The 16,906-nt window shown below is 64.2% G+C and carries 15 protein-coding genes; 4 read left to right on the top strand and 11 right to left on the bottom strand.

All coding sequences use genetic code 11. The features are described 5' to 3' along the window. The first annotated feature begins 7 nt into the window (after positions 1-7). The gene (pdxJ, locus tag ACIPIJ_RS20715; protein ID WP_401080658.1) at positions 8-730 is read left to right on the top strand and encodes a pyridoxine 5'-phosphate synthase; all 723 of its coding nucleotides are present in this window, start codon (positions 8-10) and stop codon (positions 728-730) included. Positions 731-795: 65 nt separating this feature from the next. On the opposite strand, the gene ACIPIJ_RS20710 is transcribed toward pdxJ, so the two are convergent. Both ACIPIJ_RS20710 and ACIPIJ_RS20705 read right to left on the bottom strand, forming a co-directional pair. Beyond that, the gene (locus ACIPIJ_RS20710) at positions 796-2,178 is read right to left on the bottom strand and encodes a heavy metal sensor histidine kinase (RefSeq protein WP_401080035.1); all 1,383 of its coding nucleotides are present in this window, start codon (positions 2,176-2,178) and stop codon (positions 796-798) included. Continuing rightward, entirely contained in the window at positions 2,175-2,849 is a 675-nt protein-coding gene (locus ACIPIJ_RS20705; protein WP_401080033.1) for a heavy metal response regulator transcription factor, read from the bottom strand. The genes ACIPIJ_RS20710 and ACIPIJ_RS20705 overlap by 4 nt, the downstream gene beginning before the upstream one ends. 261 nt (positions 2,850-3,110) lie before the next feature. Between ACIPIJ_RS20705 and ACIPIJ_RS20700 the strand changes: the two genes are divergently transcribed. Then, the gene (locus tag ACIPIJ_RS20700) at positions 3,111-3,314 is read left to right on the top strand and encodes a hypothetical protein (RefSeq protein WP_401080031.1); all 204 of its coding nucleotides are present in this window, start codon (positions 3,111-3,113) and stop codon (positions 3,312-3,314) included. 70 nt (positions 3,315-3,384) lie between these two features. On the opposite strand, the gene cmoB is transcribed toward ACIPIJ_RS20700, so the two are convergent. The 7 genes from cmoB to ACIPIJ_RS20665 all read right to left on the bottom strand — a co-directional run bounded on the left by cmoB (position 3,385) and on the right by ACIPIJ_RS20665 (position 14,445). Then, entirely contained in the window at positions 3,385-4,341 is a 957-nt protein-coding gene (cmoB, locus tag ACIPIJ_RS20695; RefSeq protein WP_401080029.1) for a tRNA 5-methoxyuridine(34)/uridine 5-oxyacetic acid(34) synthase CmoB, read from the bottom strand. Then, positions 4,338-5,081, bottom strand: coding sequence for a carboxy-S-adenosyl-L-methionine synthase CmoA (cmoA, locus tag ACIPIJ_RS20690; RefSeq protein ID WP_401080027.1), 744 nt, complete (start codon positions 5,079-5,081; stop codon positions 4,338-4,340). Before cmoA ends, cmoB begins: the two co-directional genes overlap by 4 nt. 89 nt (positions 5,082-5,170) lie before the next feature. After that, on the bottom strand, positions 5,171-5,563 hold the full coding sequence (locus ACIPIJ_RS20685) for a protease inhibitor I42 family protein (RefSeq protein ID WP_401080025.1): 393 nt from the start codon (positions 5,561-5,563) through the stop codon (positions 5,171-5,173). 109 nt (positions 5,564-5,672) lie between these two features. Beyond that, positions 5,673-8,099 (bottom strand): endopeptidase La, encoded by a 2,427-nt coding sequence (lon, locus tag ACIPIJ_RS20680; protein ID WP_401080023.1) that lies wholly within the window; start codon positions 8,097-8,099, stop codon positions 5,673-5,675. Positions 8,100-8,326: 227 nt separating this feature from the next. After that, positions 8,327-10,738, bottom strand: coding sequence for a glucose/quinate/shikimate family membrane-bound PQQ-dependent dehydrogenase (locus ACIPIJ_RS20675; protein WP_401080021.1), 2,412 nt, complete (start codon positions 10,736-10,738; stop codon positions 8,327-8,329). Positions 10,739-10,766: 28 nt separating this feature from the next. Continuing rightward, the gene (locus tag ACIPIJ_RS20670; RefSeq protein WP_401080019.1) at positions 10,767-12,104 is read right to left on the bottom strand and encodes a carbohydrate porin; all 1,338 of its coding nucleotides are present in this window, start codon (positions 12,102-12,104) and stop codon (positions 10,767-10,769) included. Positions 12,105-12,399: 295 nt separating this feature from the next. Continuing rightward, a complete protein-coding gene (locus ACIPIJ_RS20665) occupies positions 12,400-14,445 on the bottom strand; it encodes a TonB-dependent receptor (protein WP_401080017.1) in 2,046 nt (681 codons plus the stop codon). 169 nt (positions 14,446-14,614) lie between these two features. Here ACIPIJ_RS20665 and ACIPIJ_RS20660 point away from each other — a divergent pair, with 169 nt between their 5' ends. Next, positions 14,615-14,836 carry a VF530 family DNA-binding protein gene (locus tag ACIPIJ_RS20660; RefSeq protein ID WP_095064225.1) on the top strand — a complete coding sequence of 74 codons (222 nt, stop codon included), beginning with the start codon at positions 14,615-14,617 and terminating at the stop codon, positions 14,834-14,836. Position 14,837: 1 nt separating this feature from the next. Next, a complete protein-coding gene (locus ACIPIJ_RS20655) occupies positions 14,838-15,470 on the top strand; it encodes a Pr6Pr family membrane protein (RefSeq protein ID WP_401080015.1) in 633 nt (210 codons plus the stop codon). A gap of 58 nt (positions 15,471-15,528) precedes the next feature. On the opposite strand, the gene ACIPIJ_RS20650 is transcribed toward ACIPIJ_RS20655, so the two are convergent. Together ACIPIJ_RS20650 and ACIPIJ_RS20645 are read right to left on the bottom strand one after the other, a co-directional pair. Continuing rightward, the gene (locus tag ACIPIJ_RS20650; RefSeq protein ID WP_401080013.1) at positions 15,529-16,287 is read right to left on the bottom strand and encodes a siderophore-interacting protein; all 759 of its coding nucleotides are present in this window, start codon (positions 16,285-16,287) and stop codon (positions 15,529-15,531) included. Continuing rightward, the gene (locus ACIPIJ_RS20645; protein WP_401080011.1) at positions 16,280-16,825 is read right to left on the bottom strand and encodes a PadR family transcriptional regulator; all 546 of its coding nucleotides are present in this window, start codon (positions 16,823-16,825) and stop codon (positions 16,280-16,282) included. Before ACIPIJ_RS20645 ends, ACIPIJ_RS20650 begins: the two co-directional genes overlap by 8 nt. Positions 16,826-16,906: the final 81 nt, after the last annotated feature.

The following is a 16,906-nucleotide window of genomic DNA, read 5'->3' as shown; positions in this document are numbered from 1 at the left end:
CAACCGCATGCTTCTCGGCGTCAACATCGACCACGTGGCGACCCTGCGCCAGGCCCGCGGCACCCGCTACCCCGACCCGGTCAAAGCCGCACTGGACGCCGAGGAAGCAGGTGCCGACGGCATCACCGTGCACCTGCGCGAAGACCGCCGGCACATCCAGGAACGCGATGTAAGGGTGCTCAAGGATGTGCTGCAGACGCGCATGAACTTCGAAATGGGCGTCACCGAAGAGATGATGCTGTTCGCTGAGAAAATCCGCCCGGCGCATATCTGCCTGGTGCCCGAGACCCGTCAGGAGCTGACCACCGAAGGCGGCCTGGACGTCGCTGGCCAGGAAGCTCGGATTAAAGCTGCGGTCGAGCGCCTGGCGCGTACGGGGGCCGAAGTGTCACTGTTCATCGACGCTGACGAGCGGCAGATCGAAGCCTCGCGCCGTGTCGGTGCGCCGGCCATCGAGCTGCACACCGGCCGCTATGCCGACGCCGAAACCCCCACTGAAGTGGCTGAAGAACTCAAGCGCATTGTCGACGGCGTCGCCTTTGGCGTTGGCCAGGGGCTGATCGTCAATGCCGGCCATGGCCTTCATTACCACAACGTCGAGGCGGTGGCGGCGATCAAGGGCATCAATGAGCTGAACATTGGCCACGCACTGGTGGCGCATGCACTGTTCGTCGGTTTCAAGGCAGCGGTGGCGGAAATGAAGGCGCTGATCGTGGCAGCTTCGCGCTAATTTCAAAGCGCCAGTACCGGCCCTTTCGCGGGCTTGTGCGCGAAGAGGCCGGTACAGACAGCATTTTATTCAGCCAGAAATACCAGCGAAAACCGGGTAGGCCCTGTAAGGCTGCTGCTTACCTCGACCCGCCCGCCATGCAGCTGCATGATCGATTTGACGATCGCCAACCCCAGCCCCGTCCCGCCCTCCAGCCGTGAGCGCCCCGACCCCGCCCGGTAAAACCGTTCGAACAGTTGTGGCAGATGTTCATCAGCAATACCCGGCCCTTGGTTTGCGACCCATAGCCAGACTTCATTGCCATGGCGCTCGATGCCCAGGCTTACCTCACGATCACCCGGGCTGTGTCGAATCGCATTGCTCAGCAGGTTCGACAGCGCCCGCTGGAACATCAGCCTGTCCGCTTGCGCCGTGCCCCAGCCGTGTAGCCGAAGCGTCAACCCTTTGTGCTCGGCGTTGAAGGCAAACAGCTCCAGCACGTGTTCGGCCTCATTCGCCAGCATCAGCGGCTTGAGCACCACCTGCGCCTGCGGCTGGCTGACCTGGGCGAGGAACAGCATGTCGTTGATGATGCGGTTGAGCCGGGTCAGTTCCTCGATGCTGTCTTCCAGTACCTCCCGGTAGTTTTCGCTGTCCCGTTCGCGTGCCAGCGTCACCTGGGCCTTGCCCATCAAGTTACTCAAGGGCGTACGCAGTTCATGGGCGAGGTCGTCGGAGAACTGCGACAGCTGGCGAACGCCTTGGTCCAGGCGGTCGAGCATCACGTTGATGCTGCAAGCCAGCTCGGCCAGTTCCAATGGCAGCCCGGTGTCGGGCAGGCGGTGCTGCAGGTGCTGTGCCGAGACTTGCCCGGCGACGCGGCGGAAATGGCGCAGTGGCTTCAGGCCGCGCTGCATCAGGCGCCACGCCGCTGCGCCAATCAGCAGCAGCAACAGCGGCAAGGCGAGCAAGGTCGAATTCAGGTAGGCCTGCAGCAGCGCACTGTCGTCGGCACGGTCCAGCGACATCATCACCCGCACTGGGGTTTCGTCGCGCAGGCGCATCAGGCGCGTAGCAGTGAGGATCTGTTTGCCAGCGCTGTCGCGCCATTCGTGGAAGTTCAGGCGCGCTTCGGTGTGCAATTCGCCCACCTGTGATTCCAGCGGTGGGCCAAGGCTTAGCAGGTGCGGGTGGCGGCCATCGAGTGCCAGCACGGTGAGGCTCAGGTTGTCGTGGCCCATCACCAAGTCGAGCAGCGGATGGGCACGGGTGCCGAGGTCTTCGCTGCGCAGGTCGACCCGCAGGTTGTGTTCCACCTGCAGCATCTTGCGCGCCAGGTCCTTGCGCGCACGGCTGTCCAGCTCATGGTCGAGCGCGAACACCGCCAGACAGGCCAGCAGCAGCACCAGCGCGGCGCCCATCAGCGTCACGCTCAGGCCAAGGCGTAGGGACAGGCTAGCCTGTTTCACGCGCGCGCTTCCAGCACGTAGCCGACGCCGCGCAGGGTGTGGATCAGCTTGTCCTCGAACGGATCGTCGATCTTCGCTCGCAGGCGGCGGATCGACACTTCCACCACGTTGGTGTCGCAATCGAAGTTCATGTCCCACACCAGCGAGATGATCTGGGTGCGCGACAGCACCTCACCGCTCTGGCGCATCAACAGGTGCAGCAGGGCGAATTCCTTGGCCGTCAGGTCGATGCGTTGCCCGGCCCGGTAGGCGCGGTGGCGGCCGGGGTCCAGTTCCAGGTCCGCGACCCGCAGGGTGCTGGGCTGCAGTTGCTGATCGTTACGGCGCAGCAGGCTGCGGATGCGCGCCAGCAGCTCGGGAAACTCGAAAGGCTTGAGCAGGTAGTCGTCAGCGCCCAGGTCCAGGCCCTTGACCCGGTCGGCCAGGCGGCCGTGGGCGGTGAGCATCATGATCCGCGTGGCCGACTCGGCGCGTAGCCGTTGCAGCACGGTCCAGCCGTCGAGCTCGGGCAGGTTGACGTCGAGGATGACCAGGTCGTAGGGCTGCTGGCGTGCCAGGTGCAGGCCATCGGTGCCAGTGTGGGCGCAGTCGACCACGTAGCCGTTCTCTCGCAGGCCTTGCTGCAGGTAGTCGGCGGTACGCAGTTCATCCTCGATGATCAATAGGCGCATGGTGGGCTCGGGGTGGTGAAAGGGGAGCGATTCTCGACCCTGTAGCAGGATCAGGGTCAAGCGGCAGGATGTTACGGCATGAGAAAGCGTGAGCGGCGCAGATAACGGATTTGTAATCCTGGTGTTATCTGGTTGTTCCGGCCGGCCTCTTCGCGGGCGATGCAAAACTACATTGCAAGACTGTAATGCCCGACTCACCTTGGCGTTAGCTACGCCTCGTTAGGATGACCCCATCTGATCGGTTATCAAGAGGCAAGCACGATGAACCTGAGCCAATACCTGCTGCTGGCAATCCTCGCCCTGGGCAGCGCCAGCGCCTACGCCGAAGGTGGCGCCGAACGTTCCCGGCAGTTCTGGGAAGCATTCCGCCAGGACCAGCAACGCTTGTACGGGGACAAGCAGCAGGCGATCGCCGAGCGCGAGCGAAAGGCACAGGATAAGGCCCGCGAGGTGGCCAAGGACTAAGGGCTTCACCACCTGCGCCGCGTCTGCTCCTCGCCGCAGGTGTATTCAGGCGCCCGGACGGGCGCCTTTTTTATTTGCGCGCCACCAGTGTGGCACGGCGCGGGGCCGGGAGGCCTTCGATGGTCTTGCTGTGGTCGTTCGGGTCGAGGAAATCCCCCAACGACTGGTAGCGCATCCATTCGGTGCTGCGCTGCTCCTCGACGCTGGTCACGCTGACATCCACGCAACGCACATCGCTGAAGCCCGCGCGGCGCAACCAGCGCTCCAGCGCAGGTACCGAGGGCAGGTACCAGACGTTGCGCATTTGCGCGTAACGGTCTTCGGGCACCAGCACCTGCTGCTCGTCGCCCTCGATCACCAGCGTTTCCAGTACCAACTCGCCACCTTTGACCAGGCAGTCCTTGAGCGCCAGCAGGTGCTCGATGGGCGAACGGCGGTGGTAGAACACACCCATGGAAAACACCGTGTCGAACCCTTCTAGGTTGGCCGGCAGTTCTTCCAGCGCAAACGGCAGGTGCCAGGCGGGCAGGTCGGGCAGGTACTGCTGCACGGCCTGGAACTGGCAGAAGAACAGCCAGTTGGGGTCGACGCCGATGACCATGTCGGCGCCTGCACCGAGCATGCGCCACTGGTAGTAGCCGTTGCCACAACCGACATCGAGCACACGCTTGCCCTTGAGGTCCAGGTGCGGGGCGACCCGCGACCATTTCCAGTCCGAGCGCCATTCGGTGTCCACGTGCACACCAAACAGGTCGAACGGCCCCTTGCGCCACGGCGACAAGCCCATCAAGGCCTCGCGCATTTGCCCGCGGGTGGCGTCGTCGCACTCACAGTCCAGGCGCAGGCCGTCGACCAGGTCGATTTCGCTGGGCAAAACGTCAGGCAGCGCATCCAGTGCCCCCCGCCAGCGATCGAGGTCGCCGTGGCCTTTTTCCAGCTTGGTTTCAAGTTGTGCTTGCAGGCCTTGCGACCAGCTAGCCAGTGGCGTGCCCGCCAGGCGGCGGACGAGGGGGGACAGATCGATCATGGCAGGGCTATCAGCGAGGCGAAGTTAAGGCATTGGAACCACGGCACCACCTTGCTGAAACCCGCGGCGCGTAGGCGCTCGGTGTGGGCTTGCAGGGTGTCGGGCTTCATCACGTGCTCGATGGCGCTGCGCTTCTGGGCAATTTCCAGTTCGCTGTAGCCATTGGCCCGTTTGAAGTCCAGGTGCAGTTCGTTGAGCAGGGTCTGCTCCTCGTCATCGGCGAAACGCAGTTTTTCCGAGAGGATCAGCGCACCGCCCGGCAGCAGGGCCTGGCGGATACGGCCGAGCAACGCCAGGCGTTGCTCGGGGGCGATGAATTGCAGGGTGAAGTTCATCGCCACCACCGAGGCCGGCTCGAAGGGCAGGGCAAGAATGTCGGCCTCCAGCACCTGCACCGGCAGCAGTTCCTGGAACATCGAGTCCTGGGCGGTGAGGTACTGTCGGCAGCGCTCGACCATCGCTGCGGAGTTGTCCACGGCAATGACCCGGCAGCCATCACTGCGCACATGGCGGCGCAACGACTGGGTGACTGCGCCCAAGGACGCACCGAGGTCGTACAGCGCGGTGTTCGGCTGGGCAAAACGCGCCGCCAGCACGCCGAGGTTCTCGACGATGGTCGGGTAACCGGGCACCGAGCGCTTGATCATGTCCGGGAACACGCGCACCACGTCTTCGTTGAACACGAAGTCGGGGACTTGCTCCAGAGGCTGGGCGAAAAGGCGGTCGGGTTGTTTGCTCACGGTGAATCCAGGCGGCTGACAAGAGGCAGGGCCGGCATTCTAGCCAAACCGCGGCAAGGATGCATGGTTGGCTGACCAGCGCTGTGCGATCAGTCGACCCGCACGGCGCAATCGAAGGTCTGCACGGGGCGAACTTCTGGGGCCCAGGGCTGCTGATAGACCAGCACCAGGTGGCCTTCGCCGACGGCTCGCGCCTCGAAGCGCCAGGTGGAGATGCCCGCACTGCCGACGATACCGGCTTCCTCCGAGCCGCTGTACACCTCGGGCCCGAGGCTGCGCAGGACGTTGGACGCGGGGTTCTGCACCAGCCAGCGGTAGCCGGTGGTGGGGTTGCTGGGCAGCGTCAGGGTGAGTGGCTGGCCGACCTGCAAACGCTTCGGGCATTCGCTTTCGGCGTCCAGTTCGACGGTTTGCCTGGGTTGCTGGGCACAGGCGGTGAGCAGGGCGAGGCTAAGGGGAACGAGCAGACGAGGGGCAGTCATGGTGGCTCCGAAGGCTGGCGATGGCCTGAGGATAACCGAAGCAGATGAGGTTTTGTGTTGCCCGTGCCGGCCCTTTCGCGGGCGTGTGCCGCGAAGGGGCCGGTGCAGGTTAGAACAGCACTTTGGCCACGTCGGCAAAGCGCCTGGCAAAGTGCACGGTCAACCCTTCACGCAGGTACTCCGGCAACTCTTCGAAGTCCCCGCGGTTCGGTTCCGGCAGAATCAACTCGAAGATCTTCTGCCGACGCGCCGCAATTACCTTCTCGCGCACCCCGCCAATCGGCAGCACCTGGCCAGTGAGGGTCAGCTCGCCGGTCATGGCCACGCCTTTTTTCGGCGCCTGGTCACGGGCCAGCGAAAGCAGCGCGCTGGCCATGGTGATGCCGGCGCTCGGCCCATCCTTGGGGGTGGCGCCTTCGGGCACATGCAGGTGGATGAATGCCTCGTTGAAGAAGCTCGGGTCCCCGCCAAACTGTTTGAGGTTCGAACTGACGTAGCTGTAGGCGATTTCGGCGGATTCCTTCATTACATCCCCCAGCTTGCCGGTGAGCTTGAAGCCGCGGGTGAGGGTGTGAATGCGGGTTGCCTCGATCGGCAGTGTCGCTCCGCCCATGCTGGTCCAGGCCAAGCCTGTGATCACACCTTTGCCAGCCAGCACCTGTTCACTGCGGAACACCGGCATGCCGAGCGCCGCTTCCAGGTCCTTGGTGCCGATCTTGAGCTTGGCATCCGGGTTTTCCAGCAGCTTGACCACCGCTTTGCGCACCAGCTTGCCCAGCTGTTTTTCCAGCTGTCGCACGCCAGCTTCGCGGGCGTAACCCTCGATCACCAGGCGCAGGGCACTGTCGCTGATGCTCAGGGTGTTTTTGGACACACCGGCCTTTTCCAGTTGTTTGGGCCACAGGTGGCGTTTGGCGATGGCCAGCTTTTCCTCGGTGATGTAGCCGGACAGGCGTATCACTTCCATGCGGTCGAGCAACGGGCCGGGGATCGAATCCAGGGTGTTGGCGGTACACACGAACAGCACCTTGGACAGGTCCAGGCGCAGGTCCAGGTAATGGTCGAGGAAGTCGACGTTCTGCTCGGGGTCGAGGGTTTCCAGCAGTGCAGAGGCTGGATCGCCCTGGTAGCTCTGGCCCATCTTGTCGATCTCGTCGAGCATGATCACCGGGTTCATCACCTCGACGTCCTTCAGCGCCTGTACCAGCTTGCCCGGCTGGGCACCGATGTAGGTGCGGCGGTGGCCCTTGATTTCCGCTTCGTCGCGCATGCCGCCGACGCTGAAACGGTAGAACGGCCGGCCGAGGGATTCGGCAATGGACTTGCCGATGCTGGTCTTGCCCACGCCGGGCGGGCCCACCAGCAGCACGATGGAGCCACTGATCTCGCCCTTCCAGGCACCTACGGCAAGGAATTCGAGGATGCGCTCCTTGATGTCATCCAAGCCAGCGTGGTGTTGGTCGAGCACCTTGCGCGCATGTTTCAGGTCGAGCTTGTCCTTGCCATACACGCCCCAGGGCAGGGCGCTGGCCCATTCCAGGTAGTTGCGGGTGACGGCGTATTCGGGCGAGCCAGTTTCGAGGATGGCCAGCTTGGCCATTTCTTCATCGATGCGTTTCTTGGCCTGCTCGGGCAGGGTCTTGCCTTGCAGGCGCTGCTCGAACTGTTCGAGGTCGGCGCTGCGGTCGTCCTTGGTCAGGCCCAGCTCCTGCTGGATGACCTTGAGCTGCTCCTTGAGAAAGAACTCGCGCTGGTGTTCGCCAATCTGTTTGTTGACCTCGGCGGAGATCTCGTTCTGCAGGCGCGCGACCTCGACCTCTTTGCGCAGCATCGGCAGGACTTTTTCCATGCGTTTGAGCATGGGCACGCAGTCGAGCACTTCCTGCAACTGGTTGCCGGTGGCCGAGGTGAGCGCTGCGGCAAAGTCGGTAAGCGGTGACGGGTCGTTGGGGCTGAAACGGTTGAGGTAGTTCTTCAGCTCTTCGCTATACAGCGGGTTGAGCGGCAGCAGCTCCTTGATCGCGTTGATCAGGGCCATGCCGTAGGCCTTGACCTCGTCGGTCGGCTCGGTCAGCTGGCGTGGATACTCGACTTCGACCAGGTACGGCGGGCGATGGTGCTTGAGCCAGGTGCGGATGCGCACCCGCGTCAGGCCCTGGGCGACGAACTGCAGCTTGCCGTTTTCGCGGCTGGCGTGGTGCACCTTGACCAGGGTGCCGTACTCCGGTAAGGCCGAGGTGTCGAAGTGGCGGTGGTCTTCGGGCGGGGTGTCCATGAAGAACAGCGCCAGGCACTGATCCGGGGTCTTGGCCACCAGGTCGAGGGTTTCGGCCCAGGGTTCTTCGTTGACGATGACCGGCAGTACCTGCGCCGGGAAGAATGGGCGGTTGTGGATCGGAATCACATAGACCTTGTCCGGCAACTGTTGGCCGGGCAGGGCGAGGGCGTGGCCATGGCTGGCTTCGGCCTGGGCATCGAGGTGTTCGACTTCGCCGTGTTCGTCGGGTTGTTCCGGGAAATCCTGCTGGTCGCTCATGGGGCACCTGCGTGAATGGCTATGGTGCTTAGATGGGGCGCGGGGGAATGGGTTTCAATGGTAGACGAAGGGAGGAGGGGAGGGTTTCATCTTCGCTTGCCTGCACTGGCCTCATCGCCGGCAAGCCGGCTCCCACAAGTACGGCGCAGCGCTTGAGTACAGCGCCGTACCTGTGGGAGCCGGCTTGCCGGCGAATGCGGCGGTAAGGTCACCGCCGCAGTTGAAGGTTACTCAGCGAGTTTGTAAGCGATGATGTAATCGCCCATTTTGGTGCCCAGCGAGCCGTGGCCACCGGCGACGATCAGCACGTACTGCTTGCCGTCCTTGCCGGTGTAGGTCATCGGCGTGGCCTGGCCACCTGCGGGCAGGCGGGCCTTCCACAGTTCCTTGCCGTTGTTCACGTCATAGGCGCGCAGGTACTGGTCGAGGGTGCCGCTGAGGAAGCCGACGCCACCGGCGGTCACGATCGAGCCGCCCATGCTCGGCACGCCCACCGGCATGCCGATCGGCACCGGCGTGCTGTCACGCGTGGTGCGGTTCTTGCGCTTCCACACCACCTTGTTGGTGAACAGGTCGATGGCTGCCACGTAGCCCCAGGCCGGGGCCTGGCACGGTACGCCCAGCGGCGACATGAACGGGTGCATGATCACCGCGTAAGGCGCGCCGGTGTTCGGCTGCACGCCGCTGGTCTCGCTTTCGCGCTTGCTGCCGGCGGCGACTTGTTCGCGCGGCACCATCTTCGACACGAAGGCCATGTAGTTGGGCGAGGTGAACAGCAGCTGGCGCACCGGGTCGACCGAGACGCCGCCCCAGTTGAACACGCCAACGTTGCCCGGGTAGACCAGCGAGCCTTGCTCGGAGGGCGGGGTGTACTGGCCTTCGTAGCGCAGTTCGCGGAACTGGATACGGCACAGCATCTGGTCGAACGGCGTGGCGCCCCACATGGCCTGTTCGGTCAGGTCCGGGCCGAGCAGGTTGAGGTCGGAGCGGGCCTGGGTCGGTGCGGTGTGGTCGCCTTCGACTGCGCCTTGCGGCACAGGGATCTCGCGGATCGGCACGATCGGCGTGCCGTCGCGGCGGTCGAGCACGTACAGGCTGCCCTGCTTGGTCGGTACGATGATCGCGGGTTTTACGTCGTCCTTGGTCTTCAGGTGAACCAGGGTCGGCTGGCTGCCCACGTCCATGTCCCACAGGTCGTGGTGGGTGAACTGGTAGTTCCAGCGCGCCTTGCCGGTGGCAAGGTCCAGGGCGACTACACCAGCGCTGTACTTCTCGGCGCCCGGGGTACGGTTGGCGCCGTACTGGTCGGGGGTCTGGTTGCCCAGCGGCAGGTAGACCATGCCCAGGTCTTCATCGACGCTGGCCAGCGACCACATGTTGGCCGAGTTGCGGCTGTAGGTCTTGCCCGGGGCCAGTGGCTTGGTGTCGTCCGGGTTGTTGCTGTCCCAGTTCCAGACCAGGCGGCCGTCGTGCACGTCATAGGCGCGAATCACGCCGGACGGCTCGTTGGTCGACTCGTTGTCGGTGACATGGCCACCGATGATCACCAGGCTGCGGGTGACCGCCACCGGCGAGGTGGAGTAATAACCGCCAGCGGTGAACGGGCCGATACCGGTGGTCAGGTCGATCGCGCCCTGGTTGGCGAACCCTTCGCAGACCTTGCCGTTGTCGGCGTTGATGGCGATCAGGCGGGCATCGGCGGTCGGCAGGTAGAGGCGGCGCGGGCAGGCCTGGGCGACGGCCTGGCCAGCGTCCGAAACTTTTGGCGCGGGGCTGCCGTCGCGGCTGACGTAGCTGTTCTCGTCATAGTACGAGACGCCGCGGCAGGTCATGTGGGCAAAGCCCTTGAAGGTACCCACCGGGGTCTTGATCTGCGGATCGTAGCGCCAGATTTCGGCACCGGTGTCCGGGTCCAGGGCCAGCACCTTGCTGTGGGCGGTGCAGGCGTAGAGCATGCCGTTGGCCTTCAGCGGGGTGTTTTCATTGGTCAGTTCGACCGGGTCGTTGTCGGTGGGCAGGTCGCCGGTGCGAATGCGCCAGGCTTCTTCCAGGCGGTAGGCATTCTGCGCGGTGATCTGGCGCAGCGGCGAATAGCGGTCACCGTGCTCGGTGCGGCCATAGGCCTGCCAGTCGCCATCGGGCATGGCCGGTGCGGCGCTGCCCATTTCGCTGTTATCGCGGCCCAGTTCGCCGAACACTTCACCCGGGTGGGTGAACTGGCTGCCCAGTGCGCAGGCACCGGAGGCCAGCACCGCGACGCTGAGCACGGCGACGTTGGCCTTGTTGGCCGGGCCGGTCAGCGGGCGACGCGCCCAGGGCAGCAGCAGGACCACGCCGATGGCGAACCAGATGGCCAGGCGCGGCACCAGTTGCCACCAGTCCAGGCCCACTTCCAGCAGCGCCCATGCCGTGCTGCCCAGCAGCACCAGGCCGTACAGGCCCAGGGCCAGGCGGCGCTGGGCCAGCAGCAGGATGCCCGACAGGGCGAAGCCGATACCGGCGATCAGATAGTACAGCGACCCGCCCAGCTGGCTCAGCTTGATGCCGCCCGCCAGCAGGGCCAGGCCCATCAGCAACAGCAATACGCCCATCAGGCGCGGTAGCCAGCGGCTTCCATTCTTGGCACCGTCAGTGCTCATCGTATGTTCTCCGTTAGGTGAATGGTTGTCAGAAAGTGCTCTGGATCTTCAGGCCGCCGACCAGGGCGTCGTCGACCTGCGACACCCCGCCCGGATGGCGGATGTATTGCAGGTTGGGGCGCACCGTGAGCCAGTCGGCCAGGTGAATGCCGTAATACAGCTCGGCGCTGTATTCGGTGTCCTGCACCGGCAGGAAACCTGGGTTGTCATAGTTGTCGAGGCCCGCAGCCTGGTTGGCCAGGCGGGCGTTCTTGCGGTAGGCGGGGTTGACGTGCACGCGGGCGAGGGCGAAACCGATGTCGTCCTTGGCGCGGGCGTCGAAGGGGCCCTTGTATACCAGTCCTGCCTGCACATAGTTGTCGATGGCATTGGTCTTCTTGTCGTGCACCGTGGCGTTGGCGAACAGGCTCAGGCCGCGCGACTGGTCGGAGGCCAGCGAAGTGACTTGCTGCTGGGCACCGATCCACAGGCCGTGCTTGCTCGAACTGCTGCGGTAGGCGGCGCCACTGATGGCAGCCGGCTGGCCGTCGCTGTCCTTTAGAACATCCTGTGCCTTGGCATTACTGTAGTAGTACCCGGCGCGATATTCCCCTTTCAGGCCATTCAGGCGGGGGCTCCAGACCAGCTCGACGGGCATCACGGCGCCTTGGGTGCCGCTGCCGCTGAGCTTGAAACCGTTGCCGGATTCGAGGTTGGAGGGGTTTTGCTCGAACACGCCGACCTGGGCGTAGAGCGCATCGTTCAGGTTGTAGCGCACGCGCAGGGCCCACTGGCTGACCGGCCAGTTGTACCAGATGCCACCCACCCAGTTGCCCACCTGCGAGCCGCAGAAGGCCAGGTTCTGGAAGTCGCAGGGGAAGCTGTTGAAGTCCTCGCCCTCACCGAAACGGCCGAACTTCACGTCCAGGGCACCGTCGAAGTACTTCTGCTTGATCCACATCTGGGTCAACCGCCAGGTTTCGCCACGGCCCCAGACTTCCTGGGCTGAGGTGAAGCCGCCCACACGCGGGTCGTTGATGCGGTCGTTGCTGATGTTGTCGCCGTGGCGCTCGGTGATGGTCAGCTGCAGCTCGGTGTCCTGCCAGCCGAGAATCTTCTCGAGGTCCAGGTGGCTACCGAACGTGAATTGGTCGCTGTAGCGCGCGGTGCGGTCGTGGTCGTAGCCGCCGTGCAGGTTGCTGCCCATCTCGCCGGTGTAGCCGAGGGTGAAGTCGTAGCCTTTATCCAGCAGCTCGCTGCGGGTGCCACCCCAGTCGCCAAGCATCCACGGGGAGTCGCCGGCGAACATTTCGCTGGCGCTGACGCTGGGCGACAAGCCGGCGGCGAGGGCAATCAGAACGGGGCAGGTGTAGCGGGTGTTAGGCATGAGATAGCGCTATCTTTTGATTGTAGAAAAAACGGCAAGCGCACCGATGAGCGGGCGCTTCGATGGAAATGGCGACAGGGAAAGATGAGTGAAGCGATTCAGCGTGCGGCGGGAGGATATAGGGGAAATAACGAGAAAAAAAGACAAATTGTCGCAGTTGATTGTTGCTGATCAAGTAACAGTGCGGCTTTTGCATGCCCGTGAAAGACCTGCGGGGTGGGTTTGCCCGCGAATACAGCAGTGGATTCACCATCGTATTCGCGGGTCAACCGGCTCCCACAGGGGCCGCGCACGATCAGAAGGTCGTACGCAGGCCTACCTCCACACTACGCCCCGGCGCTGGCGCGATGTCCCGCAGGATCGAGCTGGCATACCGTACCGTCTGATCCGTCAGGTTTTCCCCGCGCACGAACGCCAGCCACTGGCTCTGGCCGATATCGAAACGATAACCGACGCTCGCCCCCAGGGTGGTATAGCCATCGGTGCTGGTTTCGTTGGCCGGCTTGCGGTGCTGCGACGTTGCATGCTGCACATCCACCCGTGCCTGCCAGCGGTCCAGTTCCCAGACCAGGCCGCTGTTCAGCCGCAGTGGCGCAATGCGCGGCAACGGCTCGCCACTGTCGAGGTTCTTGGCGCGGGTGTAGTCGCCGGACAGCTCCAGCGCGAAGCTGCCGTAGCGGTTCTCGGCCAACTGCCAGCGGTCCTGTGCCTCGATACCGTAGAAGCGTGCCCGCACGCCCTGGTACTGGTACTCCGGGAACCCAGCATCGTCGTGATCGTGGTCATGATCCTCGTCACCATGGTCGTGGTCATGCCCTTCGCGCAGGTTACCCGTGCCGATCAGGCCGATGTAGTTGCGAAAGTGGCTGTAGAACACCCCGACACTGCCCTTGTGGGTACCGTTGTCGAAGCGCAGGGCCAGGTCGGCGGAAAGGGCCTTTTCCTTGTTCAGGCTGGCATCACCGACTTCGTAGGCGCCGGTGGCCACGTGCGCACCGTTGGCGTACAGCTCGTAGAAGGTTGGCGCACGCTCGGTGTAGCCGAGGTTGGCGGCCAGCGCCCAGACCGGGTCGAGCTGGTAGACGGCCCCCGATGACAGGCTGAAGGCGTTGAAGCTGCTAGCGCTGTCTGCGGCGACGAAGTTCTCGTTGCCCTTCGCGTCCGGGTCAACGCGGGTGTGTTCCAGGCGCGCGCCAAGGCTCAGGTTGAGGCGCTCGGTGGCCTGCCACTGCTCAAGCATGAACAACGCCAGGCTGTCGGTATCGGTGTGCGGCACGAACGCTTCTTCACCCAGCGCCGAGAACTCGTTGCGGCTGACCTGTGCACCGATCACGCCTTCCAGCGGCCCGATCGGTTGGTGACGGGCCTCGATACGTGCCTCGTAGCCCTTGTTCTTGAACGTGGTGTGCACCTCGCCTTCTTCGATCTCGCTGTGTTCGTAGTCGGTGTAGCCGGCGTCGACCTTGACCGAGCTGAATGGGCCATCAAGGTCACGCAATTCGGAGGCGAAGGCGTAGTGATCCTGCTGCATGTCCAGGCGCACGCCGGATTCGGCCACCGAGCCGTAGTTGCTGTCGTAACGGCTGTAGGACAGGCCCGCATAGCCATGGTCCCAGTGGTAGGAACCACCGATTGCGCCGCCGTCCTGGCGCCCGTCGCTGTTCTCAAGGCGGTGCTTGCTGCCGGGCTCGTCGGCATCGCGGACTTTCGCGCTGCGGGCGTAGCCGGGGATGCGCAGGTCGTTGAACTGCCGGCTGTTGGCATCCAGGTGCAGGGCAAAGGTGCCGTCGCCAGCTTCCAGTTTGCCAGCGCTGCTGCGCGTGGTGTCGGCGCCGCCGTAACGCAGCTCGCCGGCCCCGTGGATGCCTTCGATCGGCGCGTCGGGGATGCGGTTGTCGAAGGTGTTGACCACGCCACCGATGGCGTTGCCACCGTACAGCAGGGCGGCCGGGCCACGGACGATTTCGACGCGTTCGACGGTGACCGGGTCCAGCGGTACGGCGTGGTCGTAGGACAGCGCCGAGGCATCGAGGGCGCCGACGCCGTTACGCAGAATGCGGATGCGGTCGCCGTCCAGGCCACGGATCACCGGGCGGCTGGCACCGGGGCCAAACCAGGTGGAAGCGACACCCGGCTGCTTGTTGAGGGTTTCGCCGAGGCTGCCGTGCTGTTGCTGCAGCAGGTCATCACCTTCGAGCACGGTGCTCGGGGCGGCCAGCTGGCGATTGCCCAGCGGGTTGGCGGTGATGACCTGGGGTTCGAGTTCCACGGCCTGGCTGGGTGACGAGGCGAGCCAGAGGGCGACGGCGAGGGGTGAGAGGCGTAGGGGAGAGCACAACATGGGAAAGTGACGGTCCTTGGCAGAGGCTTTTGTATTGTTACAATATAACATCACTATTTCAGCACAGAGGTTTGGCCGTTTGCCAGCAGTTTTTGTAAAGGCGGTGGTGCGTCCCCTTCGTCACTACACTCGTGTAAGGTGCGCATCTTTCCAACGCTGGAGCACTGGCATGAGCACGGCCCAACACAACGCGCTGCACGGCAAGACCCTCGAACAGATCCTCACCGAGCTGGTGGCGCACTACCAATGGCAGGGCCTGGCCGAGCGCGTTGATGTGCGTTGCTTCAAGAGCAACCCGACCATCAAGTCGAGCCTGACCTTCCTGCGCAAGACGCCCTGGGCGCGAGAGAAGGTCGAGCAGCTGTACGTAAAGCTGCAGCGCAACGCCTGAGATGCCGCGCCATCCGTGGCTGGCCTTGGCCGCCGTGCTCGGCTGGCTGGGCCTGACGGTGCAGGTGTACCTGGTGCTGCTGGGGCGCTGGCAGGAGCAGGCCAGCCTGATCGGCGGGTTGGTCAATGTGTTCGGTTACTTCACAGTGCTGACCAACACGCTGGTGGCGACGGTGCTGAGCTATGCGGCGTTCGGGCGTGAGTCTGGCGCAAAGCGTTTCTTCCTGTCGCCGTCGGTGAGTGGCGCAGTGGCCGCCAGCATCGTGCTGGTGGCGCTGGCCTACAGCGTGCTGTTGCGCCACCTGTGGCAGCCGGAGGGCTGGCAGTGGCTGGCGGATGAGTTGCTGCACGATGTGATGCCAGCGCTGTACGTTCTGTACTGGTGGTTCGAAGTGCCCAAGGGGCATTTGCGGCTTTGGCATCTGGCGCTGTGGGCGATTTATCCGGCGGTGTATTTCGCTTATGCCTTGTGGCGGGGGAGCGAGATCGGGGTGTATGCCTACCCGTTCATCGATGTGGCGAGCCTGGGGTATGGGCAGGTGATGCTCAATGCGCTGGGCGTGCTGGTGGGGTTCTGGGGGATTGCGCTGGTGTTGCTGGGGCTGGATCGCTGGCGGGCGCGGCAGCGTGCTTAGCCCGCGCGGGCCCTTTAGCGGGCTTGTCCCGCTAAAGGGCCCGTGAAGACCTAGTCAGTTACTCGTCGTCCGCCGTCCCATCAGCTCGCCAATAGGCCGCAGCCTTGAGCGCAGCTTCCGAAGCGCCCCGTTCCAGCAGCAACGCCTTGGCTTGCCGGGTCAGCGACTTCTCCAATGCCACCCAGCTGTACAGCTTGCCTTCAGGCAGGCTCAGCCCTTGCAGCAACGCCAGCAGATCCTCATTTCGCGTGATCCAGATGATTTGCACCTCAGCCGCGCTCGGCAACGGCTGACGTTCCTGCTCATCTTCGACCTGAATTACCGCCAGCACCTGTCGGCCTGCCGGCAGTTCTTCAAGGCGCCGCCCAATCGCCGGAATGGCTGTCTCGTCGCCAATCAGCAGGTAGCTGTCGAAGATATCCGGTACCACCATCGAAGCCCGTGGCCCGGCGATGTTCAGCGTTTGCCCGGGGGCAGCCTGCGCCGCCCAGGTCGACGCGGGGCCGTCGCCGTGCAGCACGAAGTCGATGTCCAGTTCGTTGGCGACCAGGTCGACACGCCGCGGCGTGTACTCGCGCATGGTCGGCCGGGCACCACCGTCGCGGCCCAGGTTGCGGGCGTCGATGGCCTGCTGTTGCTCGGCGGTTTCGGCGAACAGCAGCTTGATGTGGTCGTCGCTGCCCAGGCTGATGAAGCCCTGCAGCTCCGGGCCGCCGAGGGTGATGCGGCGCATGCGCGGGGTGAGGTCGGTGACCCGCAGCACCTGCAGGCGGCGCTGGCGGATTTCGTGGTTGACGCGGTGAATGGTGTCACTCATGGGCGTTCTCCATGACAGGGTCGGCCGGGCCGGAGGCGATGGCCTTGGCGGTGTCGTTGAGCAGGGTGCGGACCCGTTCGATTTCGTCCGGGGTCCAGCGGCCACTGTGCATGTGCAGGGCATGGCGCAGGTTGCCGACCGCTTCATGGATCTCGGGCGGGCGGTCGTGGCCGCGCAGGGCGCGCTTGCTCACTTCGATGCGCATGCGCACGCCATCAAGGGCGACGGCCTGCTCGGCAAGGGCCGTGCGGCCGGCGGCGGTAATGGCGTAGAGGCGCTTGCTGCCTTGCACCTGGCCGCTGATCAGCTCGGCTTCTTCAAGAAAATTGAGGGTGGGGTAGATGACCCCGGGGCTGGGCGTGTAGCTGCCGTCGAACAGGTTTTCGATCTGGCGGATCAGGTCGTAGCCGTGGCCAGGTTGCTCGGCCAGCAGCGACAGCATCAGTAATTTGAGATCGCCGGGGGCGAATACCCGTGGGCCGCGTTCACCGCGGCCAGGGCGGCGTTCGAACGGGTCATGGGCGGAATGTTCGCGCATGAAAGTGAGGCTCCATGTGTTCCGATATATCGCAAGATATTACTCAAGATATATCTAAACACAAGCCTTCAAATGCAGATG

The sequence above is a fragment of the Pseudomonas sp. NPDC087185 genome (assembly GCF_044744955.1).
Lineage (GTDB): Bacteria > Pseudomonadota > Gammaproteobacteria > Pseudomonadales > Pseudomonadaceae > Aquipseudomonas.
Note: the sequence above shows the minus strand (reverse complement) of the source record. Positions and strands in the feature narration are given on the sequence as shown.